Source organism: Cellvibrio sp., assembly GCF_039207905.1.
Taxonomy (GTDB): Bacteria; Pseudomonadota; Gammaproteobacteria; order Pseudomonadales; family Cellvibrionaceae; genus Cellvibrio.
In genome coordinates, this window is sequence record NZ_JBCECX010000024.1 from 24206 (window position 1) to 50869 (window position 26664).

18 protein-coding genes and 1 pseudogene are annotated in these 26664 nt (G+C 47.4%); 8 read left to right on the forward strand and 11 right to left on the reverse strand.

What is annotated here, in order from left to right; genetic code table 11:
• Positions 1–79: 79 nt before the first annotated feature.
• The 3 genes from AAGC78_RS14775 to AAGC78_RS14785 form a co-directional block, all read right to left on the reverse strand.
• Positions 80–2605 carry a DUF4861 family protein gene (locus AAGC78_RS14775; protein WP_435784865.1) on the reverse strand — a complete coding sequence of 842 codons (2526 nt, stop codon included), beginning with the start codon at positions 2603–2605 and terminating at the stop codon, positions 80–82.
• 106 nt (positions 2606–2711) lie between these two features.
• Positions 2712–5420 carry a TonB-dependent receptor gene (locus AAGC78_RS14780; protein ID WP_435784866.1) on the reverse strand — a complete coding sequence of 903 codons (2709 nt, stop codon included), beginning with the start codon at positions 5418–5420 and terminating at the stop codon, positions 2712–2714.
• A 278-nt stretch (positions 5421–5698) separates the two neighbouring features.
• Positions 5699–7114: a glycoside hydrolase family 28 protein gene (locus AAGC78_RS14785; RefSeq protein ID WP_435784901.1), complete on the reverse strand. Its 1416-nt coding sequence runs from the start codon at positions 7112–7114 to the stop codon at positions 5699–5701.
• 758 nt (positions 7115–7872) lie between these two features.
• Here AAGC78_RS14785 and AAGC78_RS14790 point away from each other — a divergent pair.
• The 5 genes from AAGC78_RS14790 to AAGC78_RS14810 all read left to right on the forward strand — a co-directional run bounded on the left by AAGC78_RS14790 (position 7873) and on the right by AAGC78_RS14810 (position 13106).
• A complete protein-coding gene (locus AAGC78_RS14790; protein WP_435784867.1) occupies positions 7873–9396 on the forward strand; it encodes a UxaA family hydrolase in 1524 nt (507 codons plus the stop codon).
• A gap of 330 nt (positions 9397–9726) precedes the next feature.
• A complete protein-coding gene (locus AAGC78_RS14795; protein ID WP_435784868.1) occupies positions 9727–10884 on the forward strand; it encodes a Re/Si-specific NAD(P)(+) transhydrogenase subunit alpha in 1158 nt (385 codons plus the stop codon).
• A 13-nt stretch (positions 10885–10897) separates the two neighbouring features.
• Positions 10898–11197 (forward strand): proton-translocating transhydrogenase family protein, encoded by a 300-nt coding sequence (locus AAGC78_RS14800; protein WP_435784869.1) that lies wholly within the window; start codon positions 10898–10900, stop codon positions 11195–11197.
• 2 nt (positions 11198–11199) lie between these two features.
• Positions 11200–12606: an NAD(P)(+) transhydrogenase (Re/Si-specific) subunit beta gene (locus tag AAGC78_RS14805; RefSeq protein ID WP_435784870.1), complete on the forward strand. Its 1407-nt coding sequence runs from the start codon at positions 11200–11202 to the stop codon at positions 12604–12606.
• A 104-nt stretch (positions 12607–12710) separates the two neighbouring features.
• Positions 12711–13106: a VOC family protein gene (locus AAGC78_RS14810; RefSeq protein WP_435784871.1), complete on the forward strand. Its 396-nt coding sequence runs from the start codon at positions 12711–12713 to the stop codon at positions 13104–13106.
• A 170-nt stretch (positions 13107–13276) separates the two neighbouring features.
• Here AAGC78_RS14810 and AAGC78_RS14815 read toward each other — a convergent pair whose 3' ends face one another.
• Positions 13277–14218 (reverse strand): sugar kinase, encoded by a 942-nt coding sequence (locus AAGC78_RS14815; protein ID WP_435784872.1) that lies wholly within the window; start codon positions 14216–14218, stop codon positions 13277–13279.
• A gap of 261 nt (positions 14219–14479) precedes the next feature.
• On the opposite strand from AAGC78_RS14815, the gene AAGC78_RS14820 reads away from it, so the two are divergent.
• The 3 genes from AAGC78_RS14820 (at position 14480) to AAGC78_RS14830 (ending at position 19649) form a co-directional block, all read left to right on the forward strand.
• A complete protein-coding gene (locus AAGC78_RS14820) occupies positions 14480–15973 on the forward strand; it encodes a mannitol dehydrogenase family protein (protein ID WP_435784873.1) in 1494 nt (497 codons plus the stop codon).
• Between the two features lie 60 nt (positions 15974–16033).
• Positions 16034–17137, forward strand: a complete 1104-nt coding sequence (locus AAGC78_RS14825) for a pectinesterase family protein (protein WP_435784874.1) — start codon at positions 16034–16036, stop codon at positions 17135–17137.
• A 175-nt stretch (positions 17138–17312) separates the two neighbouring features.
• Positions 17313–19649 (forward strand): methyl-accepting chemotaxis protein, encoded by a 2337-nt coding sequence (locus tag AAGC78_RS14830; RefSeq protein WP_435784875.1) that lies wholly within the window; start codon positions 17313–17315, stop codon positions 19647–19649.
• Between the two features lie 5 nt (positions 19650–19654).
• Here AAGC78_RS14830 and AAGC78_RS14835 read toward each other — a convergent pair whose 3' ends face one another.
• The 7 genes and pseudogenes from AAGC78_RS14835 to AAGC78_RS14865 form a co-directional block, all read right to left on the reverse strand.
• Entirely contained in the window at positions 19655–20650 is a 996-nt protein-coding gene (locus AAGC78_RS14835) for a class 1 fructose-bisphosphatase (protein WP_435784876.1), read from the reverse strand.
• A 39-nt stretch (positions 20651–20689) separates the two neighbouring features.
• Positions 20690–21769 carry a class II fructose-bisphosphate aldolase gene (gene fbaA, locus AAGC78_RS14840; protein ID WP_435784902.1) on the reverse strand — a complete coding sequence of 360 codons (1080 nt, stop codon included), beginning with the start codon at positions 21767–21769 and terminating at the stop codon, positions 20690–20692.
• A gap of 178 nt (positions 21770–21947) precedes the next feature.
• Complete coding sequence (gene tpiA, locus AAGC78_RS14845) at positions 21948–22718, reverse strand: triose-phosphate isomerase (RefSeq protein WP_435784877.1); 771 nt, start codon at positions 22716–22718, stop codon at positions 21948–21950.
• A gap of 245 nt (positions 22719–22963) precedes the next feature.
• Positions 22964–24577 (reverse strand): diguanylate cyclase domain-containing protein, encoded by a 1614-nt coding sequence (locus AAGC78_RS14850; protein ID WP_435784878.1) that lies wholly within the window; start codon positions 24575–24577, stop codon positions 22964–22966.
• Positions 24574–24999, reverse strand: a complete 426-nt coding sequence (locus tag AAGC78_RS14855; RefSeq protein WP_435784879.1) for a hypothetical protein — start codon at positions 24997–24999, stop codon at positions 24574–24576. The genes AAGC78_RS14850 and AAGC78_RS14855 overlap by 4 nt, the downstream gene beginning before the upstream one ends.
• Complete coding sequence (locus AAGC78_RS14860; protein WP_435784880.1) at positions 24999–26261, reverse strand: hypothetical protein; 1263 nt, start codon at positions 26259–26261, stop codon at positions 24999–25001. The genes AAGC78_RS14855 and AAGC78_RS14860 overlap by 1 nt, the downstream gene beginning before the upstream one ends.
• Positions 26262–26380: 119 nt before the next feature.
• Positions 26381–26664 (reverse strand): annotated as a pseudogene (locus AAGC78_RS14865) (response regulator); the annotation flags it as partial.

Here is a 26664-nt window from a genome sequence, read left to right on the forward strand (position 1 = left end):
GGCTCAATTCTGGTTGCTGATATAAGATTAGCGAAATTCATAGCCAGGTAAAAATTAAACCTGGCTATGCGGTGAATTATTATTTTTTGAGTAATTTGTAAACTTCCAGGCTCGCACCAATGAAGGGGCTATTGCCTTTAGGATCATTGGAGAATATGCGTTCGGTCATGTAGTAATCATAGCTGCCATCGCGGCCAAAGCCCAAGCCTGCAACCAGGCATTGGTCGTTCATGCTGATCTTGCCGTCTTTATGGACGGTAATAAATTCGTTGATCAACCCTTGGTAACTTGTGATTGCTGCAGCGCGATAAGATTCCGGTAGATAACCTTTATTAACTGATTTCGCGAGGAAGTAAGTGAACATGGCACTGGCCGATGATTCACGGTAATTACCCAGCTCGCCGGGTTTATCGGTAATTTGCCACCAGGTGCCGGTAGCTTGGTCTTGATAGCGCAAAATGTCCGGCGCCAACTCTGCAATAATATCAGTTAGTGTTTTACGCAATTCAGTTTCAGATGCTGGAATAAAATCCAGTACATCCACTAATGCCATTGCATACCAACCCATACCGCGCGACCAGAATTGCGGGGCGCGACCGGTTTCTTTATCTGCCCAGTTTGCTTTTTTGGATTCATCCCAGGCGTGGTAATACAGGCCGGTTTTTGGATCGCGCAAATGCTCACGTGCAATCACAAATTCATGTACCGCTTCTTTAAGGCTCTCATGTTGTTGTGCACCAGTTTCATAGAGTGATGCGTAGCGCGCGAGGAACGGCATACCCATATACACACCATCCAACCACAATTGGTTTGGATAGGTAGCGCGATGCCAGAATGCGCCCTGGCTAGTACGTGGGTGGCGTTTTAAATTTTCGCGTAAGAAGTCAGCGGCTTTGCGATATTTTTCTGCTTTGGTTTTTTGCTCTAACAAAATAACCATTTCACCCGGTTTGGTTAAGTCGATACTAAACAAATCAGGCTCAAAGGTTTCGATGTGGCCATCGTCACGAATATAGCTACCGGTGACTGATTCGAGTGCGTTGGTGTAAGCCGGATTCGGGCTTATCTCATTTAAATCTTGCAGTGCAGCGATTTGCATACCCACAACATCGTATTCAAATTTACCTGGACGCTTGCGATATTCGTCCCAACCTTTGTAATGGTAATTGAGTGTTTTGCGCTCCAGTTCCGAGTCGGCTAATTTTTTGCCCCAGCTGAGTGCGGCATCGGCGTCAACCGGATTTTTTTTCGCGCTTGCACTTAATGCAGATTCAAAACGAACACGCGGAGTTTTGGTTAGGCGTACAACTTCGCGATCCAGATAGGCTTTAAAGTCAGCTTCAGTTTTAATTCCATCCAGTTCATGCTCCCAGGCAGCAAGGAAATAATATTCCAGCTCGCCACCTTTATCTTTCATCACAGAAACGTAAGAGTTGTCGTCTTGTGTCTGTTGTGAACGATCATCGCGGCGGAAAATTATCGCCATACCTAAATGATCATCTGCACCGCTCAGGCTTTGTTTGCCCCAGCTCGCCACATAGGTCCAAGCGTAGCCACTGATTTCTTGCGGGCCTTCAATCAGGGTGGTGCCTGGGTGTTTCACTAAACCTATAGCAAGATTGGGCAACTGCTCACTTAAATCCAATTTCACATTTACCAAACGGCTGCCGGCCTGCATGGAGAAATGCGCAGCGAGGTCTACTTTTTTGTCGGCGATTTGCCAGCCGTTGTAATTAATTTTAAAACCGGAATAGAGATCACCATTGTTGGTGATAATGGCATCGCGGGTATCCACGGTTGAAACCAGATCAACACTTTTGCCATTCCAGAATCCGTAACCACCCATGCCAAGTGATTTACCTACTTTAAGAACATCTACGCCCCAATCAGAATTTTCGTGGTACGAGTCGTAGCCATCCAGTCCAACATTTTGCAGAACAACATCACTGGTCTTTTTGCCGAAGATGTCAAAACCATTGCGCCAGTCGAGGTATACACGATAAGCCACTTTGTCGGATTCAATGCCTGGGCCTTCGTAGCGAATCCAGTAGGAATGATCCGTGTATTGTGCGGGAGGTGTAACGCGGTCTACATTTTTAAATGTACCGCCAACGTATTCTTTACCTTTCCACTCTCCGCCTTCTTTAATAGAAATTTCGGCTTGGGTGAATTTTTTCCCCGCCGGTTTCACAATTGCTGGATCATCAGAGATAGTAAAAGATTTAATTTCAGCTGGCGCAAAATCGCCAACTAATAGCAGACCGTCAAGCGAACCGTCACCGTCGGTGTCCACGGTTTGTGATGGTACGACAGCATCGCCATTTAATACCGCAAGGCTTTTGGCGGCGGCTGCATCAATACCTAAATCGTAAAAGGGAAAATAAATTGCTTCTTGCTGTAATGCGAAATTATTGGCATTGGTAATTTCTGCAGATGCCAAGGTATGGCCAGCGAGAGTGGATTGCGCAACCGATGTTGTAGCAGTAGCTTGTTGTTCTCCGGTTTTTTCTGGTGAGCAACCGCTTAGCGCTGCCAGAAAAATACCACCATAAATAACTCTACGAGCCGCTGTACTATCAATCAAACTGCCAATCAATACGCTCACGCTTCTCACCTCTCATTGCTTAATAAAAATCACACACTAAATAGTCAAATAGGGATGCCAGCGAGCTGGCATCCCTTTTTGTTTTTACCTTAATCAACATCGGCTATCAGAATTTATACTGAGCGCCCAAGTTGAATTGACGACCAGTTGAGTGGTAGTAAGACAAGCGTTGCTCGCTTTCAGAACCAACCCATTGGTCATCCACTTCGTCAGTCAGGTTAAGCGCTTCCAAAGTGATTTTAAGTTTCTCGGTAACTTGATAACCAAAAGAGGCATCAATGTTAGTGGTTTCGTTAGTACCTTCTTCTTCGTTGCCATCACGACCAATTGGTGTAGTCAAATAACCGCTACGAGTTGCCAGGGAGACGCGACCACTGAAGGTATCGTTTTCCCAATAAAGCGTGGCACTTGCAGTTTCATCAGACAGGTTAATCAACGGTTTGGTTGCTTGCACTTCACCCGCGGTATTCAAGTAATCCAAATCTGAGTCAACACTGGTGTAGGCACCGATGAAGCCGAAGTGACTAAAGAAACCTGGCAAGAAGGTAAATGGTTGTTGGTAGCTGATTTCGTAACCGTCGAGATCACCGCCAGGGCCATTTGCTGGAGCTGAGAAGTTCCATGGCAGGTTCTCATTACAGTTAGCTCCGTATCCACCTAAAGATGCACCTTGGGTGTTACACGCGTTTACTGCAGCTTCAATTGGTAATCCAGTTGAAGTGTAGATTGGAGTTGAACGCAATGTTTGGATATGGCTTTCAATTTCTTTCTTGAACAGGGTCAAGCTAACCAATGCGCCTTCACCAAAGTACCACTCACCACCCAGGTCATAACTTTTTGCTTTAGTAGGTTCAAGCAATGGGTTTGCGCCGGAAATGTTCAGGTTGGTACCCGCAACACCTACGCTTACCGCAGGAACGATTGAACCCAGGCCCGCTCTTGAAATACCTTCAGAATAGCTTGCGCGAAGAACAACATCTTCCATCGGCTCTATTTTGAGGTTCAGTGCAGGTAAGGTATCTGAGTAATTGTGTTCAACTGTTACATAAGAGCGGCTCGCCAGGGTGCCGTTCAACCAACCGCTAGAGGTTTGGTCGGTTTCGAAGCGACGCACACCAATGTCACCGCTTACCGGGACTGAACCAATTTCGAATTTGAAATCGACTTGTGCGTAAAAACCAAGAGTCTCTTCACCTACTTCGTAGTTGCTGCCGTAGTTTGGCACCAGAGCCAAATCAAACAGGTTGTAAGATTCCATAATCAACGCGCGGTTAGGAATCAACCATGGTTTGCCATCGCCCAAACCTGAATCATATTCAGTAATGTAATCAGGATTAGATTGGATGTTTACACCATTCGCACCTTCAGATGCATAAGCATATTGGTCGGTGGTGAATTTAAAGTCTTTGTAGTCGGTACCAACTTTTAACTTGATTGCGTCGTTAAGATCGTATTCAAACGAAACTGTTGCTGAATCATTTTCGTTAACAGTGGTTTGTGGACGTTGACGTACACCGGTAGCAGTCCATGACGCTTTATTATAAGCCGCATCACCGAAAGTCAGGATGGGATCATCATAATCGCGGTAGTCGTAGGTAAAGCGTTGGTTATTTGCTTGCATCAACAGAGTGTTTTGAATCGGGTTATCGTAATCCGATTTGGTAGTACCAACCATCGCCTTCATGCGGAAGCTGTCGGTGAAATCTTGTTTCAGGCTGATGGTGCCTTGAGAGAAGTCGGTCGACATTTCATCGTAACGATTTTCAGACAGCAGACGTGCACCTTCGATATCGGCATAAACCAGAGTGTTGCCTTCAATTGCGTAATCGAGAACGTTACTGGTTGCGTTAGCGCCAGGGTTCAGAGATCCCTGCATGAAAATTTCTTGACGGTTTGCATCAAATTTCGCCCACAATCCATCTACGCTGATCTCGGTAGAATCAGTTGGACGGAATTGTAACGACAAGCTTGAACCCAAACGTTCCATTTCATGTTGGTATGAATCGTAACGGGGGATACGTGGACGGAATGCAGTATTGATTTCATTGGTAGGAGTAATTGTCGCTCCTTTATATTTACCAAAACTTTGTGCAGATGCATTAGACCAGCGCACAGTACTTGAACCTTCGTCCTGAACGCTACGCTCGGAATAAGATAAGGAGAACAACGCACCAAATTTTCCGTCAGCAAAAATATTGCTAACCAGGAAAGATGCACCTGGATCTGATTTTTCTGATAGATCGTTGTAACCCAAAGAACCTGATGCAGTGAATACGAAGTCGTCGTAGTCAAATGGTTGTGCAGCTTTCAGATCTACTGTTGCGCCCAAAGAACCTTCTTGTACTTCAGCTGCGTTGGTTTTGCGCACAGTCAAAGAACTGAAGAGGTCAGATGAGAAGGTGTTAAAGTCGAAACCGCGACCGCGGTTGTTTCCGCCTACCGCATCGGTACCACCAGTGGTAGAAATAGTTTCCATACCGTTCAAGCGAACGTTAGTAAAACCTGGTCCTAAACCACGAACGGTAATGTTACGGCCTTCGCCACCGGAGCGAGAGATAGCAACACCGGGAATACGTTGCAAAGATTCAGCGAGGTTGTTGTCCGGAAATTCGGCGATATCAGATGCAACGATTGCATCAACAAAACCACTCTGATTCTTTTTGATATTAATAGCATTCGCCAAACTATCACGGAAGCTGCCGGTTACCAGAACCTCTTCGATAGTATCGTCGGTGCTATCTTGTGCATACACACCCACAGGCAATGCGCAGACTGCCATGGCTAACACGAGCGGGTTGAGTTTAAAACTTCTCATAGCTATTCCCCATCTTTATTGTGATTAAATACATTGAGCTAGCGGAGCTGATGCTGTTCACTGAAATTCAGGCAGTGTCGAGCATGGTTTTCACAAACATCACGGATTATTAAAAAATTATTCCGTTGTAATTTGTAATCTTTCTATCAACCTGATGTGGGTTGATTAATGGCAGTTCTCATCGTGGTCAAATGAGTTCTACCATTAAATTCTTTTTATATTTCAAATCGCTGTATTAATAAAAATAGCAAACCGGTCTTTGATGTAATTGATGCACATCAAACTTTAAATTCAGCACCTTTGATTGTGACGTTGACGGCAGCAAAATTATCTAGCTGCTCTAGCACACCAATGTCGCCAATGTCTTTAAAGTGACAGTTAGTCAAATGTAAATTTTGGATTGGTGAGCGTTTATAGCCGCGCACTTGGAAAACATGATTGGCTTTATTGCAAGTCAGGTTGCGAATATCGATGTTGCGCACTGTCGGAGTGAATTTCCCCGCGTCGCCTTCTTCGTAATCAAAGTCGATCACAATAGCGGTTTGTACTTCGCCGATAACGACATTGCGGACAAATAAATTTTCAATCAAGCCACCTCGTACCGAATTGGTTTTTACGCGAATGCCGCGCTCTAATTCCGGACTGCTCATTTCGCAGTTCTCAACAAATACATTGCGTACGCCGCCAGAAATTTCGCTGCCAATCACGACGCCGCCGTGACCATTGCGCATTTTGCAATTGCTGATAAGAATATTTTCAGAGGGGATATTTAAACGGCGACCATCGGCATTGCGGCCGGATTTAATCGCGATGCAATCATCGCCCGTATCAAAAAAACAATTTTTGATCACGACATTTTTGCAGGATTCAGGATCGCAGCCATCGGAGTTAGGGCCGATGCTGGCAAACTTCACTGCATCAATAGTCACGTTTTCGCATTGCACCGGGTTAAGCAGCCAGAAAGGTGCATTGGTAATGGTGATGCCTTCAATTAAAACGTTGGTGCATTTATAAGGTTGTACAAACACCGGACGCAGATAAGAACCGTCGGCATAAACGCGCTGCGCTACCGGCACGTTGTTTTCCATATCCTGCATGAGTTTGTTGCGCGCGGCTTCCTGGGTTGGAACACCGGGAACGCCCCAATCAACGCTACTAAAGTTGCTGCCCTTCCACGGCCACCAGGTGGTGCGGTTGGCTTGGCCATCCACAGTGCCTTCACCGGTTACGGCGATGTTGGTTTGCTCGTAAGCATAAATAAGTGGTGAGTAACCCATGATCTCCATGCCTTCCCAGCGGGTGAACACAGCTGGCAAGTAGGCTTTGGGATCGGTGATGAAGGCGATGGTCGCGTCTTTGGTAATGTGCAGGTTTACGTTGGAGCGTAAATGAATAGCACCGCACAGATATCTGCCTTGGGTGACCAACACTTTTCCGCCACCGGCTTTAGTACAAGCTTCTATCGCAGCCGCAAATGCTTTGGAGTTGTCCTCTTGGCTATTGGCCTTTGCGCCAAAATCGCGAACATCAAACGTGCGCGCGGGAAATTGCGGCGCTTTAACGTTTTGGCGAATTTTCTCTGCTTCAGCCCAGGCATCAGGTTCTGCAGTTTTTGGATTGTTGGCTGAACTGGTGCAGCCCCCTAATGTGCCCAACGCGTAAGCACCTGCAACACCACCGATGGTGTTGGTAATAAAGGCGCGGCGGCCTGATTGGGATAGGCGTAAATCTGTCACCGGTGTTAGCTCTCGTGTTCTGTCTTTATGTAATGGTTATAAATTTTTTTAGTAGCGCTTTATATGTCAGGCGTAAGCGCTTTTGACTGAGGGCTATTTTCGTCGGCGTGATAATTAGAATGCCGAAAAAGATATTTATCCTCATATCGAGTGAAAATCATTCTGTATGTCATGTTGGATAAAAGCAAGACAAACGCACAAAAAATTTCATCTACACGCCATTTTTTACTGATTTTAACGCCATAAGTGTAATGTATACGTTTACATATATATGCTTATTAAAATGTAAACGTATACACGTCATCTTAGATAAAAAATATTTAAAATATTTTTCATTTTTTTAAAAGTTAATTCATCCTAATAAAGTCGATATTTAATGATATTTTTAATTTATATGATGTTTTCGGTTTGTGTAACAGGCTAAACTTGCCCTAATGCGCCTTTGCAATCGGTTACATTCGAGGTTTTGTGGATTTTGGTGCTATTGCCGGAGTGAAAATTCGGCTGTAAATTTGATCCCGGTATTGACCGAATACCATTGCCGATTTTGAGGCGCCGCAAGGCGCCTTTTTTTTCACGGCGAGAAAAACGTCCTGCTAATGCCTTCTTCTACTATGCAAAAGCACGACGAACTCCAGTGGCGAACTACACTCTATTAAGTAGTTGTAATGGCATAAAACCTATTCATCGGTTAACGAATCAAGAGAGAGATCAGCGTGAGCAGCAGCATTATCGTTTTGCATGACAGTGATAACGTTGGAATTTGTAAGGTGTCACTCCCCGCTGGTGTCTTGTTTGCAGAAAAAGATGTCACCCTCCTGCGCGACATCCCCGCAATGCACAAAGTTGCTGTGCGCAATATCGCCAAAGGCGAAGCCATTCTTAAGTACGGCCAAACCATTGGCTTTGCCAGCCAGGATATTCCGGCCGGTGATCACGTCCATGTCCATAACTGTGTGATGGGCGATTTAGAGAAAGATTACGGCTTCTGTGAAGAGGCGCGTCCAACTGAATTCCTTCCCGCTGAACAGCGCGCGACCTTTCAGGGCTACAAGCGTATTAATGGCAAAGTGGGTACGCGCAATTATGTGGGCATTCTTACTACTGTTAATTGCTCCGCGACAGTTGCCAAAGCAATTGCCCAGCACTTCACCTATTCCGGCGAGCTGGACAAATATCCGCATATCGATGGCGTAGTCGCCATGACCCACGACAGCGGCTGCGGTATGCGCTCCGATGGCGATGGTTACGAGACATTGCGTCGCACCTTTAATGGCTATGCGCGTCACCCGAATTTTGGCGGCGTGATGATGGTTGGTCTTGGTTGCGAGACCATGCAAATCCAGCGCGTGATGGAAGAGTGTGGCCTCGCTGACTCCAAAACTTTTACTGCCTACACCATTCAAGATGTTGGCGGCACTCGCTTGGCGATTGAAAAAGGTATTGAAACCCTGCGCGCAATGTTGCCGCTGGTGAATCAATGCGAACGCGAAACAGTGCCGGCGAGTGAATTGATTATTGGTTTGCAATGCGGCGGTTCCGATGCGCTCTCCGGCATCACTGCCAATCCGGCGTTGGGTATTGCGGGCGATATTCTTGTGCGTCACGGCGGCACCGTTATTTTGTCAGAGACACCGGAAATTTTTGGTGCCGAGCATTTATTGACGCGCCGCGCTGAATCGCCCGAGATCGCGCAAAAATTATTGGATCGTATTACCTGGTGGGAAGATTACACCGCGCGTAATGATTTTGAATTAAACAATAATCCATCACCGGGCAATAAAGCCGGTGGCCTCACCACGATTATTGAAAAGTCCCTCGGCGCACAAGCGAAAAGCGGCTCGACTAATTTGCGCGATGTATTTCTCTACGGTGAAGACATTACCACCAAAGGTTTTGTGTTTATGGATAGCCCGGGTTATGACCCGGTATCCGCTACTGGCCAGGTTGCATCGGGTGCACAAATTTTGTGTTTCACCACCGGTCGCGGTTCTGCATTTGGTTGCAAGCCGGCACCGAGTATCAAATTAGCCACCAACAGCAGTATCTATAACCATATGCAGGAAGATATGGATTTGAATTGTGGTCGCGTGTCTGACGGTGAAATTAGTCTGGAAGAATCCGGGCAAGAAATTTTTGAAGAAATTTTGGCTGTTGCATCCGGTAAGCCAACCAAAAGTGAATTGCTGGGCTACGGCGATAATGAATTTATCCCGTGGAAAATTGGTGCGGTGGTTTAACTTTTAAGTTAAGCGTGGGATGGACTCCGGCATTCCCTCCGGGACACGCCGTAAATACATCCCTGTAGGCTCGACTTCGACATCCATGTCTCAGACGGTCCCGGAGAGAACACCGGAATCCATGAGCAAAATCGCAGTTCAACGAATATAAAAAGCAAAACGAGGCCAATCAAAGAATTGGCCCGTCCAAAAAACTTGGTGAGAGCTGAGTCTTAATAAAAAGAAATCCACTAGAAAGCAAATTACGGCAGCTCCATTCACATTGATGAAAACATTGATGCGGTTTTGTATTGCCAAAAATTTGCCACTACTACAGAGGGCGACAAAAAAATGAAAATAGTCATTCCAAAAGAAAGGCGCGCACATGAGCGTCGTGTAGCTGCAACACCGGATACCGTAAAAAAATTAATTGCCTTGGGGTTCGATGTAGCAATTGAAAAAGATGCAGGTATCGCCAGCCGAATCAGCAATGAATCCTATCAGGACGCAGGCGCAAGCATCAGTGATGATCTTGCAGGCTTATTAGGTACTGCGGATATTGTATTAAAAGTCCAGCGCCCGCTCTTGGCAGGTGAAGGTGAAATAAATGAGCTTGCACTTATTAAGCGCGGTGCGCTCTTGATTGCGATGCTCTCACCTTATGCGGAACCCGCTGCAATCCAACAGTATGCCGATGCAGGCATTACCACTATGACACTCGAATTTGTGCCGCGTATTACCCGCGCACAATCGATGGATGTATTGAGTTCGCAATCGAATCTGGCGGGCTATCGCGCCGTGCTTGAAGCAGTAAATGTGTATGACCGCGCAATGCCAATGATGATGACCGCAGCAGGTACTATTGCACCAGCGCGGGTGATGGTACTGGGCGCTGGTGTTGCTGGTTTGCAGGCAATTGCAACAGCAAAACGTTTGGGTGCAATTGTATCCGCGACTGACGTGCGTGCTGCATCCAAAGAGCAAGTGGAAAGTCTCGGTGGAAAATTTGTCATGGTAGAAAGTGACGAAGTAAAAAATGCTGAAACTGCTGGTGGCTACGCTAAAGAGATGAGTGATGACTACAAGCGCCGTCAAGCAGAGTTGGTTGCTGAAACTTTAAAGAAACAAGATATCGCAATTTGCACTGCATTAATCCCCGGCCGAAAAGCGCCGACCTTAATTAATGATGAAATGGTGCATAGCATGCGCCCGGGTTCAGTGATCGTTGATCTCGCTGCCGAGCAAGGTGGCAACTGCACGCTCACCAAACCAGGTGAAATAATTGAAGTGAACGGCGTAACTATTATTGGCTTATTTAATATTCCCAGTCGGTTATCGGCCGATGCCAGTGCACTCTATGCTAAAAATGTATTGAATTTTTTAACCCCTATGATGAATGCCGAGAAGCAATTTAATGTGAATTGGCAGGATGACATTATCGCCGCGACAGTTCTGACGCGCGATGGTGCGATTACTCATCCTAACTTCAAACCGGCTAGCGCCGCTTAATCGGGAGTGAATCATGGAAGCCAATTTTGTTTCGCAATTATCGATTTTTGTATTGGCCATTTTTGTTGGCTACTACGTTGTGTGGAGTGTAACCCCCGCCTTGCATACGCCCTTGATGGCGGTGACCAATGCTATTTCGAGCGTGATTATTGTCGGTGCATTAATTGCCGTTGGTCCTGAAGGTATGAGCTTGTCCAAAGTGCTCGGCTTCTGCGCCATGGTGTTGGCGACGATCAATATCTTCGGTGGCTTTACCGTCACCCATCGCATGCTCGCGATGTATAAAAAGAAAAATAAAGCGGGGGAAAAATAATCATGACATCAATCAATGAAAATTTAACATCGTTTGCCTATTTGGTGGCGGCGGTGCTGTTTATTATGGCGTTGCGCGGTTTGTCATCGCCCGAGTCATCGCGCAAAGGCAATTTGTTTGGCATGTTGGGGATGTTTATCGCTGTGGTGACGACAGTGTTAAGCCCGGCAGTCACGTCTTATGGCTGGATTATTTCGGCGCTGGCAATTGGTGCGGTGATTGGTATTTTTATCGCGCGCAATATTGCGATGACCGCTATGCCGCAATTGGTTGCTGCATTCCACAGTTTGGTTGGTATGGCAGCGGTATTGGTTGCCGGCGCAGCGTTTAGTAATCCAGCTGCGTTTGGAATTTTAAATGCGGCGGGTGAAATTTATATCGCCAGCCGAATTGAAATGGGCTTGGGTGTAGTCATTGGTGCAATTACTTTTTCTGGATCTGTGATTGCATTTACCAAGTTACAAGGTTTGGTTTCCGGCAAGCCTATTGTGTTTGGCGGCCAGCATTTTATTAATGCATTGCTCGGTGCAGCAATTCTCGGTTTGATTGGTTATTTCTGTGTTGATCAATCGCCTTGGGCATTCTGGGGCATGACGGCATTGGCATTTGTGATTGGTGTGTTGCTGATTATTCCAATCGGTGGGGCAGATATGCCGGTGGTGGTGTCTATGCTCAATTCCTATTCGGGTTGGGCGGCTGCGGGTATTGGTTTTACACTTCATAACGATGCATTAATCGTAACTGGTGCACTAGTCGGTTCTTCTGGCGCCATCCTTTCCTATATCATGTGCAAAGGCATGAATCGCTCATTCTTTAATGTAATTCTCGGCGGTTTTGGTGCAGATACTTCTGCTGCTGCCGCAGGTGCAAATGAAGAAGAGCGTCCGGTAAAACGCGGCAGTGCCGAAGATGCGGCATTTATTATGAAGAATGCTGGCTCGGTGATTATTGTTCCCGGTTATGGAATGGCAGTCGCGCAAGCGCAACATGCATTGCGTGAAATGTGTGAGGAATTGAAAAAAGCCGGTGTGAAAATCAGCTATGCAATTCATCCGGTTGCTGGCCGTATGCCAGGGCATATGAACGTGTTGCTCGCGGAGGCGAATGTGCCTTACGACGAAGTATTTGAATTGGACGATATCAACAACGAATTCCAAACCGCCGATGTCGCTTTTGTAATTGGCGCTAACGATGTAACCAATCCGGCTGCCAAAACCAATCCGCAGAGTCCGATTTTTGGGATGCCGATTTTGGAAGTGGAAAAAGCGCGCACGGTTTTATTTGTGAAGCGCTCCATGGCTTCTGGTTATTCGGGTGTGGAGAACGAACTTTTTCACAGGGATAACACCATGATGTTGTTTGGCGATGCCAAGAAAATGGTGGAAACGATTGTGAAAAACATTGAGTAACATGAAGCTCCTACTGAGTGCCTTTTCTTACTTTAAGAACAGGCACTCCTTTTTTAAGGTGCTTTTTTTATTTTCAATTGAAAATGTAATTAATCGATATCTTTATGAAAATTGAACACTTCGCTCTTAATGTAAAAGATCCCGTCGCAATGGCCGCATGGTATGTAGCTCATATGGGGCTGACGGTGGTGCGCAAGCAGGAGGGTGGTGCTAATACCCATTTCCTGGGTGATGACAGTGGCGATGTGATGTTGGAGATTTATAACAATCCGCCAGATCAAGTGCCTGATTACGCTAATATGAATCCGCTGTTGGTGCATCTCGCGTTTGTGTGTGAGAACCCGATTGAAAAGCGTGCTGAGCTTGAATTGGTTGGGGCGAGTTTTGCGGAAGAAGTGATTATTAAAGACGGATCACATTTGGTGATGATGCGCGACCCTTGGGGGTTGGCGATTCAGTTGTGCAAGCGCGGCAATAAAATGCTGCGGTATCAGCAGTAATATTTTAATCAAGTATTTAAAAGCACTTCGAATACGTTTGCCGTTGTTGCTTCTGTTTCAAAAGCGCATTGATACATCCATGTAGCTCACATTCGCCATCCATGGCTCAAGTGTTTTGAAACAGAAGCAACAACAGCAAACTCGTAGTGTGCAATGTTGAAGTTATCGGCCTATGCGCCAAGCTCTTTATCAAAAATAGCCTTATCAATAATCGCACCGCGATGGCGAATGATAATACCTGCGCAGCGAATGCCTTGTTTGGCAGAATCTTCTAATGATTTTTTCATCAGTCGGCCTGCCAGATAGCCGGCATTAAAGGTATCGCCTGCGCCGGTGGTGTCAATAACGCCTTGCACTGGCGGAACCGGTACGCGAATTTCGTCATTAGGAGTGATGATGATGGCATCATCGGCGCCGCGCTTTAATACCAGCTCGGCAAGATTAAATGTGGCGTAGCGTTGCTTGCAGCCTTCAACACTATCGTCGCCCCAGAGCAATTGTTCATCATCGAGTGTCAGCAGTGCGATGTCGGTGTATTCCATAATCGCGAGCATGGCTTTTTGTGCTTCGAATTTGTCGGTCCACAAGCGCGGGCGATAGTTGCTGTCGAACGCGATGATCACGCCTTGTTGGCGAAGATTGTGCAAACTGTTGTACAAAAACTCGCGCGACTTCTCACCGATAATCGCGAGGGTAATGCCGCTTAGGTAAACGCAGTTGCAATCAACCAGTTTCTGGCAAAGTTGATCCGCGTTTTCTTGCGATGAAAAAAGCTCGCGTGCGGGCGCCTCTTTGCGCCAGTAGAAAAATTCGCGCTCGCCATCGGGAGTATTGCGAATGATGTACAAGCCGGGTGAGCGGCCGGGCAATTGTTTGATCATGCCAGTGCCAATATTTTCATTGGACATGCGCTGCATAATTTGCGCGCTGTAAGGATCTTCGCCAAGTTGGGTGACGTAATCGGTTTTTAAACCGAGGCGCGCCATATACACCGAAGTGTTGTAGGTGTCGCCTGCAAAAGATAGGGCCATAGTTTCACGGCCATTGCTGTCGGCAGTGGGGAATGGAGCCAGCTCCACCATGACTTCGCCAATTGCTGCTATGTGTGCCATTTAAATAATTCCGGTGTGATATTTAATGTGTGTTTTGTTATCGGTGGTGCATTTTTTACAGCGATAAAATCAGCGCAAAATATAACACTCTTACAAGGCAAAAAGTAGAAATAGTTGGGTAATAACAGAATTTGATTTGATCAAAAAAATTGTTTTTTATTATTAATAAGCTGCCACGAATTTGCAGACAGGTTTACAATGTTCGTCATTGTAATTGCGAATATATGTGTGTTGCTAAATCAACCTTGCTGGATTTTTCTAATGACTCGTTTAAACCAAAAATTATTAAGTGAACTTCCCAACGATATTATTCTTCCTACCTATGATCGCGCAGCACTCAAGCCAGGCATTGTGCATTTGGGAATAGGTGCATTCCATCGCGCACATCAGGCATTTTATACCGAGGCGGTCTTAAATAAGTTTGGTGGTGATTGGGGAATTGTTGGTAGCAGTCTGCGCTCTGCCAGTGTGCGCGATCAATTGGTGCCACAAGATTGCCTTTACACGTTGGTTGAACGCTCTGGTGATGGTGAAAAATTACAAATTATCGGTGCAGTTTTGGATACTTTGGTTGGGCCGGAGAATCCTGCCGCATTGGTTGCGCAAATGGCAGCTGCCAATATCAAGATTGTCTCGCTGACCATTACCGAAAAAGGTTATTGCCATGACCCAGCTACCGGCAATTTAAACCTCGCACATCCGGATATTATTCACGACCTCGCGCATCTTGATCAGCCGGTATCGGCTATTGGTTTTCTCGTCGCTGCACTAAAACAACGCTTTGATCAAAAGCAAAAAGCATTCACCTTACTCAGTTGCGATAACTTACCGAACAATGGTGAAGTGCTTGAAAAAGTCGTCACGCAATTTGCTGAAAAAATTGCACCGGATTTTGCTGCCTGGATTAAAACCAATGCGACTTTTCCTTGCACCATGATCGACCGAATAGTGCCGGCAACTACCGACGAAGATCGTCGCGATATAGAAGCGCGCTTGAGTGTAAACGGCGAAAGTGTTCGCGATGAAGGTATGGTGGTGTGCGAACCTTTCAGCCAGTGGGTGGTGGAAGACAAATTTGCCGATGGTCGTCCCGAGTGGGAAAAAGTGGGTGTATTGCTGGTAGAAGATGTGCGCGTTTTCGAGAAAATCAAATTGCGCTTGTTAAACGGCGCGCATTCAACCATGGCGTATACTGGTTATCTGTCCGGCTTCCAATATATCAGTGAAGTAATGGAGCAACCTGCGTTTGTTAATTTAGTAAAAACCTATATGGCCCGCGAGGCTGGCGAAACGGTAAGTGCACCGAAGGGTTTTGATATCGAAGCTTACAAGCAGCAACTGCGTGATCGTTTCTCCAATAAGGCGCTGAAGCATCGCACCTGGCAGATCGCAATGGATGGTTCACAGAAATTACCACAGCGTTTGTTGGAAACTCTGCGCGAACAATTGGCAGGCAATGGGCATATCGATATTTTGTGTTTGGGTGTTGCGGCCTGGATTCGCTATGTTTCAGGTGTAGATGAAAAAGGCGCGCCGATTGAAGTATCTGATCCACTGGTAAAAGAATTGCGCGCAGCATGTGATGCAAACCAAAACAATCCTGCGGGCATGGTTAAAGCAGTGGTTGGAATCCAAAAAGTATTTGGTGCTGATCTTATTAATGAGCCGCGTTTTATTGAAACTACAACCCAATGGTTGGAACGCTTTTACGCCAAAGGTGTGTTAGCGAGTGTGAACGAAACCTTTGCACATTAAGTTTAACGATATACCGACGCCCGCGAATGCGGGCGTCTTTTTTTGGGAGACTATAAAACTATGTTGTTTCGTTTTATTTCCAGTGTGAGTATTGTTCTTTTATTGTGTGGTTGCGTGAACCAGCCTAAAAGCGCTTATGACGCAATTGTTGATAAAGCCAATCCCGCGAGTGGCATTTTCGCCAGTGTACAGGCTGCGCTGGATGCGGCTCCCGCAACGGCAAAAAAACCTTATCGAATTTATATCAAGCCGGGTGATTACTACGAAAAGTTAATTATCGCCAAGCCGAATATCCAGCTTATAGGTGCCGATAAAAATACTACCCGCATTTATTACAACGCTTATGCTGGGCAGCAATCCACTGAACCGGGTGCAACCCAGGGCCAAATCTGGGGAACACTGGGTTCAGGCACCTTGATAGTACGTGCAGCCAATGTGCAACTGCACCATCTCACCATTGAAAATAGTTTTGATTTTTTACGTACCGATGCTTTGGCGAATGACGATCCCAAACGGATTGCCAACACCCAGGCAGTTGCTTTGCATTTGGATAATGGCAGCGACCGTTTTTTAGCGCGCGATGTAAATTTACTCGGTTATCAAGACACGCTTTTTGTAAACGCAGGGCGCAGTTGGTTTGATAAAAGTTTGATCGCAGGCAACGTGGATTTTATTTTTGGCAAAGGTAACGCGCTATTTACTGAATCAGAAATCAAAACGCGCGCTCGCGGTAAACCAAGCAATCCCCATGCATTTTTGGTGGCGCCTTCAACCAATATTGGCAGTGAGTACGGGCTGACATTTATTGATTGTAAGTTAACGCGCGAGCAATCAGTGCCCGACAACTCCACTCCGCTTGGCCGCCCCTGGCACCCGACCACCCAATTTGCCGATGGCCGCTACGCCGATCCCAATGCAATTGGTAAAGCGGTTTTTATCAATAGTTGGATGGATGCGCATATTACGCAAGATGGTTGGTATTCAATGACCGGCACGGCAAAAGATGGAACACGCATTCCATTCCTGCCCGAAGATTCACGCTTTTTTGAATTTAATAGCAGTGGCCCCGGTGCAGTAATTAACACCAAGCGCCGTCAGCTAGATGAAAAAGCAGTGCAGGATTACACGCGCGAAAAATTGTTTGATGATTGGCTAGTTGAGTAACAAGCATTATTCGTTAGTTTTACTGCACTAAAAAATAGAAATTTTATTATTGATATAACTTAAAATTTGTTAGCGGAATAAAATATTATCAATCCGTTTCCAATTTGAGCTTTGTCATTAAATAGTCACAAAGGCTACCTAGATTGACGTCGTATTCCTCAATCTATGTCTGCATATGAAAATCTCTGCTCGCTTGATGTTAGGTGCCACCCTGCTTACCGGGGTGGCCGTGTTTCTCGCTGCTGGCACTACTGCCTGGCTCGCCCTGAAAGAATCCAACCGCGCACTTTCCTCTAATTTGGAGCAGCAATTCCAGGCATTGGCTGCCAGTCGGGCGCACGCCGTCAATGCACAATTTTCCAATTATCAGGAGTTATTGCTGTCGCTTGCGCATGGGAGAATGACGCAGGAGGCGGTCTATGGTTTTGTCCGTCCATTTGCGTCTTATCGCTATGAAGTTGTGCCACAACCTGAAGATGAATTGCGTACTGGATTGAAAGACTGGTATCAAAAAAATTACCTGCCGCAGCATCAGCAAAAAACCAATAATGAACCATTGGATACCAATGCGTGGGTGGAAAAATTTACACCTGAGGCGCTGCTAATCCAGCATTATTATTTGCAGAATAACCCGCAGCCCATTACGCAGTTGGAATTAATGGATGATGCTTCCGACGCAACGGTATACGGACAACAGCATCGTCGCTATCACAGTAGCTTTCGCGATTTAATAAAACGCTTTGGTTTTAGCGATTTATTATTGGTGGATGCGCAAAGCCAGACGGTTATCTATTCGGTGCAGAAAAGCCCATTGCTGGGTAGCTCACTAAGTAGCGGCCCATTTAACAATACTCCATTAGCTGAATTGGCAAAGCAGTTGCAAACGGCGGGCGAAAATGAAGTGCGCTTCTCGTCGTTCCATTTAAATACGACGCGCTTTAACCAACAAATGGTTTATATGGGGTTGCCGGTATTTCACGACGTGCAAAGCCCCACCAAAGCAGTTGGTTATTTAATTGTTGAAATCCCCAGTCAGCATCTCACTGATATAGTCAGCGCAAATCGCCATTGGCAATCACTTGGATTGGGTGATACTGGCGATGTTTATCTTGTAGATAGACAGGGCGTGTTGCTAACTGAATTACGCCCGGTGTTGGAAAACAGTGCAGATTTTTTAGCGCAGTTAGAAAATAAAAATGCTGCCGCGTTTACGCATGTTAATCGTCGCCATCAGGTAAGCGGTTATTTCAGGCCGGATACGGAGGCAGTGAGTTCAGCGCTTGCAGGGGATACCGGTAGCGGAATTACTGAAGATTATTTTTCCAAGCGGGTTTTTAGCAGTTGGCAGCCGCTGCAGTTGGGCAATCAACAGCTTGCATTAGTAGCACAACAAGATCCCGATGAAGTCTTTGCCCCACTCGCCAACTTGCAGGGCACGCTGTGGCGCAGTTTGGCAATTGCGATGGTATTACTGACTGGTGCAGCAGCAGTGATTGCGTATTTCTTTGCCCAGCATATTGGTAAGCCGCTTGAGTTGTTGGCCGCTGCGATAAAAAAATCAGCGCAGGATAAAAATCTCGCCAGCGAATTTTCCGATACGCGTACCGATGAGCTGGGCGAAATTGCCCGCTCATTGAATTTTTTATTTCGCGAATTAAATGGCGTTATGGTACAGGTAAATAAATCGAGCGAGCAGAGTTTGCAAGGTGCGCTGGAAAATGTAACGACTACGCGCCAGTGCCGCGATGAAACTGCACGCCAGCGCGAGGAGATGAATCACGTCGGCGCTGAAACTGAAACAGTGGTGCAGTCCCTTGCACAGATGACCGAGCGTTTACATTTGGTTACCGAAAAAATTTCCCAGGCATCCAGTGTTGCGAGTGAGGGCAAACAGCGGGTCAATGTTGTTGCCAACCAAATGCACGCATTGGCGGAACAGGTAACCCACTCCTGTTCAACATTGGGGGAGTTGCGTAGTGCAACTGATAATATAGGTTCAGTATTGGACACCATTCAGAGCGTGGCGGAGCAAACTAATTTATTAGCATTGAATGCTGCCATTGAGGCCGCCCGCGCAGGCGAACACGGGCGCGGTTTTGCAGTAGTGGCTGAAGAAGTGCGCAGGCTTTCATTCGATACACAAAGTGCAACTGGAAAAATCAAAGAAATGATTGATCAGTTGCGCAGTTCAGTGTTGCAGATTTCTACCGGGTTGAATGCAGAGCAAGTCAGTGCGCAGCAATGTCTGCTTGAAACACAAACGACCCGGGCCTCGCTCGATAAAATTGAACAGGCCGTTGCAGAAGCCAGTGCAATTACCGGCAGTATTAATAACAGTGCGCAAGATGAAAGTGAGCGCGCGCTGGCCATGCGCAGCCGGTTGATTAATTTAATGGTAGGAATAAACCAGACGGATGTTGCGATTAGCCGCTTGGCAGAGGGTGCGGAGCAGCAAAATGCGCTTGCTAACCGGGTAATGAGCGCAGCAAAAGTGCTGCGCTTTTCCCGCTAAAACAATCAGCTGTGCGCGTGTAGATAACCAAGACATTCATCTACTTCATTCGCAGAGCCCAAAATGACTGCCACACGTTCGTGCAATTGTTTTGGTTGAATGTCCAGCGTACGCTGCTGTTCACTCCAGGATTTTCCGCCCGCATTTTCAATCAGTAGCGCCATCGGGTTGGCTTCGTACAGCAAACGCAATTTTGCCGGTTGTTTAGCATTGCGGTTATCGGACGGATATAAAAATATCCCGCCGCGCGTCAGCACGCGATGCACATCACCCACCATTGCCGCATTCCAGCGCATGTTATAGCGCTTTTGACGCGGACCGGTTTCGCCGAGAATCAAGTCATCGATATAGCAGCGCATGTCTTCATTCCAGAAGCGCGAGTTGCTCATATTGATGGCAAATTCCTGGGTTTCTTTGGCGATCTTGATATTGTCCGCAGTTAATAAAAACGTCCCTTGGGTAGCGTCCAGCGTAAAACAGCGCGTGACTTTTTTTGCCGTGACTGCAGCTCCGGTGGTAATAGCGAGCAGGGTTGATGGGCCGTAAAGCACATAACCCGCGCAAGCTTGCTGTGATCCCTGCTGATTAAATTGCAGTTCGCTATCATGTGGGATTGAATCAAGCGCGCGATAAATACTGAAGATGGTTCCAATTTGGCCGTTGATATCGATATTCGATGAACCATCAAGCGGATCAAACGCTACCACATATTTTCCGCCTGGATTTGCTGCAACGACTGTATCCTCTTCTTCCGAGGCTAGCGAAGCTATCTGCGGGCAAGCGAGCAATAAATCTTTTAACAATTGGTTGGAAATAACATCCAATTGTTTTTGCGTTTCGCCCTGGACATTTTCGTCTTGTGTTGAACCTAGCACGCCTGCGAGTGCGCCTTGGCGCACGCGAAAGGCGATCTCTTTGCTGGCGTTGATGATGGTTTCAATTACCTGGATTAACCCGGTATCAACCTCATCACTGCGCAGCACATTGAGTAAATTTTTCATGCAATTTCCTGAACCCGCAGTGGGTATGTAATGCCGGTGTTAAACGTAGCGATTGAGGCAATTTAAATCGGCAAAGGATTGCTCCAAACGTTTCACCATCAGTTCTTCGCTTTGGCGCAACCAGACGCGTGGGTCGTAGAATTTTTTGTTGGGTTTGTCATCGCCATCGGGGTTGCCAATCTGACCTTGCAAATAATCGGTATTGGTTTTGTAGTAACCCATAGTACCTTCCCAAAACGCCCACTGGGTATCGGTATCGATATTCATTTTGATAACACCGTAGTGGATCGCCTGGCTGATGTCTTGCGCTTCGGAGCCTGAACCGCCGTGGAAAACAAAATCGAGGCTATTGTGCGGCACACCAAATTTTTCGCTCACATAGGTTTGTGAGTTGCGCAAAATTTCCGGCGTGAGTTTCACGTTGCCAGGTTTGTAAACACCGTGCACATTGCCGAAAGAAGCGGCGATGGTAAATTTGTCACTGATCGGGCGCAATTTTTCGTAGGCATAGGCAACGTCTTGCGGTTGGGTATAGAGCGCTGCGTTATCCAGATGACTGTTGTCCACACCATCCTCTTCGCCGCCGGTGCAACCCAATTCGATTTCCAGAGTAATGCCCATTTTATGCATGCGCGTTAAATAAGCGGCGGAGATTTCAATATTTTCTTCCAGCGACTCCTCAGACAAATCGATCATGTGCGAACTAAATAAGGGCGTGCCAGTTTGCGAAAAATGTTTTTCACTTTCGGCAAGCAAGCCATCGATCCAGGGCAATAATTTTTTCGCGGCGTGATCGGTGTGCAAAATAACCGGTACGCCATAGGCTTCAGCTACAGTGTGAACGTAGCGTGCAGCGGCGATAGAGCCCAGCACGGAACTGCCCTGGCCTTCCAGCTTGATACTCTTGCCAAGAAAAAATGCGCTGCCGCCTTGTGACAATTGCACAATCACGGGCGAGTTTACTTTGCGCGCAGCTTCGAGCGTGGCGTTAATGGTATTGGTGTTGGCTGCGTTGACTGCAGGGTAGGCAAAACCGCCGGCTTTGGCGGCATTAAATAGCACTTTAACGGCATCGCCGGTGGCAACGCCGGGGGCAACGAGGTTAGCGAGACTGTTCATCATAAAATCCTGAGCTGTGGTTGATTTTTGTGATGACCGAGTTAAACGCCGATTGGATCTGTTTTAATTTTTCTGTCGTTTTGTAATGTTGTTGTTTTAAATTTTTTCGTCGTAGGGGCGCTACTTGCCGCGCCCTTTTTTTGCTTGCCGTTATCAACTCTGACGGCAACTAAACTATTTAGTCATTAAGTTCCGCAAGCTCCGATGCCTGCTCACAAATTGCAACAAAATGACCTGGGTCCAAACTGGCGCCGCCAACCAATAAGCCATCGATATCTTGCTGTTGCAACAAATCGTGCGCGTTGGTTTTGGTCACGCTGCCGCCGTATAAAATACGCACGCGGTTGGCGGTTACTACATCAAAAATTTGCGTGAGTTCGGTGCGAATAAATTGATGTACTTCTTGTGCGATTGCAGGAGTTGCTGCAAGGCCGGTGCCAATCGCCCATACCGGTTCGTAGGCAATGCACAGATCTTTATCTTCGAGATCAATGCCGGTTAGGCCGCCGCGCAATTGTTCACGTAAAACCTGTTCCGTAATATTGCTTTCGCGCTGTTGTTGATTTTCACCGACACAGAGCACGGGTAACAAATTGTGATTCAGTGCGGTGCGCACTTTGATTTGGCAGCCCTCATTATTTTCCGCAAACATGGCGCGGCGTTCAGAGTGGCCGATCAAACAAATCGAGCAGCCAGCTTGCTTGAGCATTTGCGCCGAGGTTTCACCGGTGTAAGCGCCCGAGTCGTAACGGCTCACATTTTGGCTGCCGATTTGCAATTCGGAATATTGCAAAAAGATCATCATGTCGCGCATGTACAAGTAGGGCGGGCAGATGGCAATTTGCGCCGCAAAGTGTTTGCCGATAAAGGAGGCTACCGAGGTGCAAATCAAATCCAGGCCGCCGTTAAGTTTCCAGTTGGCGATCACTATAGGTTTACGCTGTTTCATGTTGCGGGCTCAAAAACAATCGACGCGAATGATACGGCTTGGAGTCCGCGTCGCCGGAGGGCGAGCTGTGGTCGATATTGATAGTGAAAATGCTACACAGCGAATGGATGCTGGGCAATAGTCGGATGGGATTATTTTGCGTAAAAATTGCTTTTTGTAGAAAATAAATCCTAAATTATCGTGAAAAACATGTGTAAACGTTTCATTTTTGTTTCTTGTTAAAATGTAATCGTTTACATTTTGGTTTAGCGGCTAATCGCCTCTGCGACCGGTTCTTCATCGCCCGGATTGTAGATGGCGTAGTTGTTTTTCCCCTGGCGTTTAACGGCGTACATGGCTTGGTCGGCATGTTTGCGCACGCTGAGCGGGTTGTCGCCATGGTCAGGGTAAAGTGCGATGCCGATACTCATGCCGACTTTTTCCAACACGCCCGCGCGGATTTCAATTGGCGCTTGCTGCGCATCAAGGATTTTTTGCGCGATGCGCTGCACCATGCCGATATTGCCCGAGTGGTTTAACACCAGCAAAAATTCGTCGCCACCCAGGCGCGCGACCACATCGGAATCGCGCACCAGCTTGCGCAAACGTCCGGCGATGGTGATCAACACTTTATCGCCCGCATCGTGGCCGTAGGTGTCGTTGATATATTTAAAGCGGTCGAGATCAATCAACATCACCGCCAATTCTTTTCCGCCCACCGGTGCCTGATTTATTAATTCTTCCAGCGCGCTCTCTGCTGCCTGACGATTACTCAAACCGGTGAGGCTGTCTTTTTCGGCGAGTTCACGAATGCGGTCTTCCGCATGTTTGCGTTGGGTTACGTCGTACATTACGCCTTCAATGGTTGCGCCTTGCTGTGAGTTTCCTGCGGATGAAAAAATACAATGCACCCAGCGCACTGGTGCATCATCTGCGGTGCGAATGCGCAAATCGGCGGAGTGCGGGCGCTTGGTAATCAGGGATAATTTAATGAGCGAGAGCGCTTGTTCGTGATCGAGAAAAACCTGCGCGATAATATTGTCATCGCCCGTGGTTTGCTGTTGGGATTCATCCACACCGGTGAGATAAAAAAATGCCGGGTTCGCTGTTACCAGGGCGCCCTGCTCGCGCACCAAAAAAATGCCAGCGCTGCTGTCTTCAAAAATACCGCGAAAACGTGTCTCCAATAATTCCACGCGATGGCGCAATTGCCGCTCTTCTTCGAGCATGGTTTCAACTGTGTGTAAGAGTGCGTTGATATCACCAGTGAGCAAACCAATTTCATCGCCGCGATGTAAATGGGCAACATCCAAACGGTTGCCATCACCGGGAGTGATGCCATGCAAACGGCCAGAGAGATTTGATAGCGGCCGCGTCATCATCCAATAGACCATGAATAACACCAGTAGTGCGACTACGGCGGCCTGTGCGGCCAAGCCTATTGCAGTGGCCATCGCGGAATCGCGTGCGCGCAAGGCGATGAGTGGAAAGTTGGGCACTACCGCTAACTCGCCCACGGTTTCTTTTTCATCGAAAGGTGCTGCTAAACGGATAGAAATTAATTGCTGTTTGCCATCGGCAGTAGTTTTGCCGTCCTGGCCGATGACTTCTTTATTCGCAATAATTTTTGCGCCGACCACAATATCGTTTTGCGTTAAACCGGTGACGACTTGTTGAGCGAGTTCGCGGTTGCCGACGTAGGCAGCAATCGCAGCAGTTGCTTGCACAGTTTCCAATAATTGTTGTACGGAGCGTTCACTGTCAGCGAATGAATTTTCGTAACTGCGCTGGTAAAAAAATTGCGACGATAGCACCACTACAAAAAGCGCGGCCGCGGCAACGCTGAGTGAAACTTTTATGTGCAGGCTTTTGATATTCATTGGCGAGCCGCTAGCTCCATCACAACTTTAACGTTCTTGGGCAGCGGTTGGCGGCTGACATAGGCAATCGCCGCTGGTTCGTGCGCAACGGCCTGGATCAGCGCGCTATCGTCAGTGAATTGTTTGGGTGGTGACATGCGCCCGGCAAATACCAGCGTCGCCCAGTAAGCATCAACTTGCGCTTCACTTTTGCCGGTGAGCGATTTATAAAAAATCGCGCGCTGTGGTGTACCGGTTTTTAAATCGAGTGGTTGCGCTGGTTGTTTATTGGGGAAGGCGGATACGCGCCCCATAAATAAATCGACAATTTGTTTTTGCTCAAGGGTGGTGATGGAATTGGATGCGTTCACAATCACCAGTATTTCTGCCTGGAGCGGGCCGCTGAAGGTCAGCGCGAATAATATCAACAGTAGTTTGCGCATCAGAACAATACATCCAGAGCGATGCTCACCAGTGTTGCTTGTTGATCCTCGGTAATGGAGGTGGTTGGGTCTGTGCGCAGCCAGAGATTGGTACCGGTTTTATCGATATCAAAACGTTCGACTTGTAGCTTGATTGCCATCTTGCTGGCGAAATCCCAGCGCGTGCCGACACCGTAACTTTTTTGTTTGATGCGCACACCGTTAAGGCTGCGCTCGGTGGCGTTGGCGAGCAAATTTAATTGCGACGCAAGCGGCTCAGGGAATCCTGCGGGTGGTGAAATACTAATGACACTATTTTTCGGTTCGGCGTAGCCGGTAATGACATAAACACTGATGTCATCGAAGCGGCGGCCGAGGCTCGCATAAAAATGTTCGCCGTCGGCAATCAAGCCGAGGTTTGATGCGAGGCGCACATATTCGCTGTGCATCCACCAGGTGTTGTTGTCGTAGCTCAGCCCGAATTGGTCGTAATCAAAATGTTTTCCGGTAGTTTCCAATTGCGGAATGACTCCAGCTGCATCCGGCCAGTAGGGTGTGACTTGTTGCAGTGCGTTGCGCAGCGCGCGGCCTTGGTCGCTATTTACTGAAACGCGCGCGTAGGTGTAGCGCATTTTCCACGCACTCCATTCGAGGCTGGCGGTGCTGCCGAAAACATCAAAATCAAAACTGGTGCTACGCTCGCTTTGAAAACCGAGTGGATATTCTTCGCTGGAGTTGCCATAAAACGCTTTGAGATTGAGCGTGGCATCTCCCAATAAAAAACGTTTATTAATATCGGCACCATCAAAATGGTACAGCGATGCTATACCGTAATAATCGTGCGGCGGCCGTACCCAGGGAATCGCGTAGCCTACTTGTAGATAATCGGACAGCATAAATACATCGGCGCCCATGCGCCCGGCGCGAATGTCCAAACCATCCACTGGGCGATAGCGTAAAAAAGCCCACTCGATGGAATTTTCCAAGGTATTTTTGAAGCGATCTTTGGCGACCAGTTGCACAGCCGCTTCCCATTCCGGCGACCAGCGCCCTTGCCATTGCACACCGATCAGCGAATCGTTTTTCCAGTAGGCGCTGTTTTCGTAGGCGCCATTGTTTTGCGTTACGTCGCGGCGAAATGCCAAGTCTGGATTGTCGTTAATGGCGATGCCCAAGGTGGCAAAGCCGGAGAAGCGGTGTTCGAGCTCTGCTACAGCGGGAGTAGATGACGCTATCAGTACGCAGGCGAGCAGCGATGAGTAGCGGCGGAAAACAGAATGCATGGCGGAAAACCTGTGCAGGTCGCTGCCGGGCGGCAGCGACAGTGAAACATGGTAATGAGTATAGTCAGTAGATGGGGATTTGCAGGGAGAGAAAGAGCGGAATAAACCGGGCGGAACGTTTACATCTGCGCGATGTATTTGGACAGGGTTTCAAATTTTTCGGCGTCGTTATCCACGAAGCGAATGACGATTTTTACCACGTTAGTATCCGGCCGATTTTCGCCCGCCTGGATGCTATGCACGTAGCCGTTAACGCGCGCGAGATTGTTGCCGTCGCCGGTTTCGATATCCACTACCGCTTGCTCAAATACACCGGGCAAATCATCGCCGCGCTGCATCAAACAGCTCATCAATTGCAGCGACATTTCGCGGATCACACAGGCAAAAGTGCGGTTGTTAGCGA

Bases quoted from the DNA above. Each gene is read 5' to 3' on its own strand.
- AAGC78_RS14855 (WP_435784879.1), bottom strand. From the start codon at position 24,999: ATGCGCAAACTACTGTTGATATTATTCGCGCTGACCTTCAGCGGCCCG.
- AAGC78_RS14835 (WP_435784876.1), bottom strand. From the start codon at position 20,650: ATGAAAAATTTACTCAATGTGCTGCGCAGTGATGAGGTTGATACCGGG.
- AAGC78_RS14830 (WP_435784875.1), top strand. From the start codon at position 17,313: ATGAAAATCTCTGCTCGCTTGATGTTAGGTGCCACCCTGCTTACCGGG.
- AAGC78_RS14805 (WP_435784870.1), top strand. From the start codon at position 11,200: ATGACATCAATCAATGAAAATTTAACATCGTTTGCCTATTTGGTGGCG.
- AAGC78_RS14795 (WP_435784868.1), top strand. From the start codon at position 9,727: ATGAAAATAGTCATTCCAAAAGAAAGGCGCGCACATGAGCGTCGTGTA.
- AAGC78_RS14800 (WP_435784869.1), top strand. From the start codon at position 10,898: ATGGAAGCCAATTTTGTTTCGCAATTATCGATTTTTGTATTGGCCATT.
- AAGC78_RS14820 (WP_435784873.1), top strand. From the start codon at position 14,480: ATGACTCGTTTAAACCAAAAATTATTAAGTGAACTTCCCAACGATATT.
- AAGC78_RS14815 (WP_435784872.1), bottom strand. From the start codon at position 14,218: ATGGCACACATAGCAGCAATTGGCGAAGTCATGGTGGAGCTGGCTCCA.
- AAGC78_RS14850 (WP_435784878.1), bottom strand. From the start codon at position 24,577: ATGAATATCAAAAGCCTGCACATAAAAGTTTCACTCAGCGTTGCCGCG.
- AAGC78_RS14780 (WP_435784866.1), bottom strand. From the start codon at position 5,420: ATGAGAAGTTTTAAACTCAACCCGCTCGTGTTAGCCATGGCAGTCTGC.
- tpiA (WP_435784877.1), bottom strand. From the start codon at position 22,718: ATGAAACAGCGTAAACCTATAGTGATCGCCAACTGGAAACTTAACGGC.
- AAGC78_RS14810 (WP_435784871.1), top strand. From the start codon at position 12,711: ATGAAAATTGAACACTTCGCTCTTAATGTAAAAGATCCCGTCGCAATG.
- AAGC78_RS14825 (WP_435784874.1), top strand. From the start codon at position 16,034: ATGTTGTTTCGTTTTATTTCCAGTGTGAGTATTGTTCTTTTATTGTGT.
- AAGC78_RS14860 (WP_435784880.1), bottom strand. From the start codon at position 26,261: ATGCATTCTGTTTTCCGCCGCTACTCATCGCTGCTCGCCTGCGTACTG.
- fbaA (WP_435784902.1), bottom strand. From the start codon at position 21,769: ATGAACAGTCTCGCTAACCTCGTTGCCCCCGGCGTTGCCACCGGCGAT.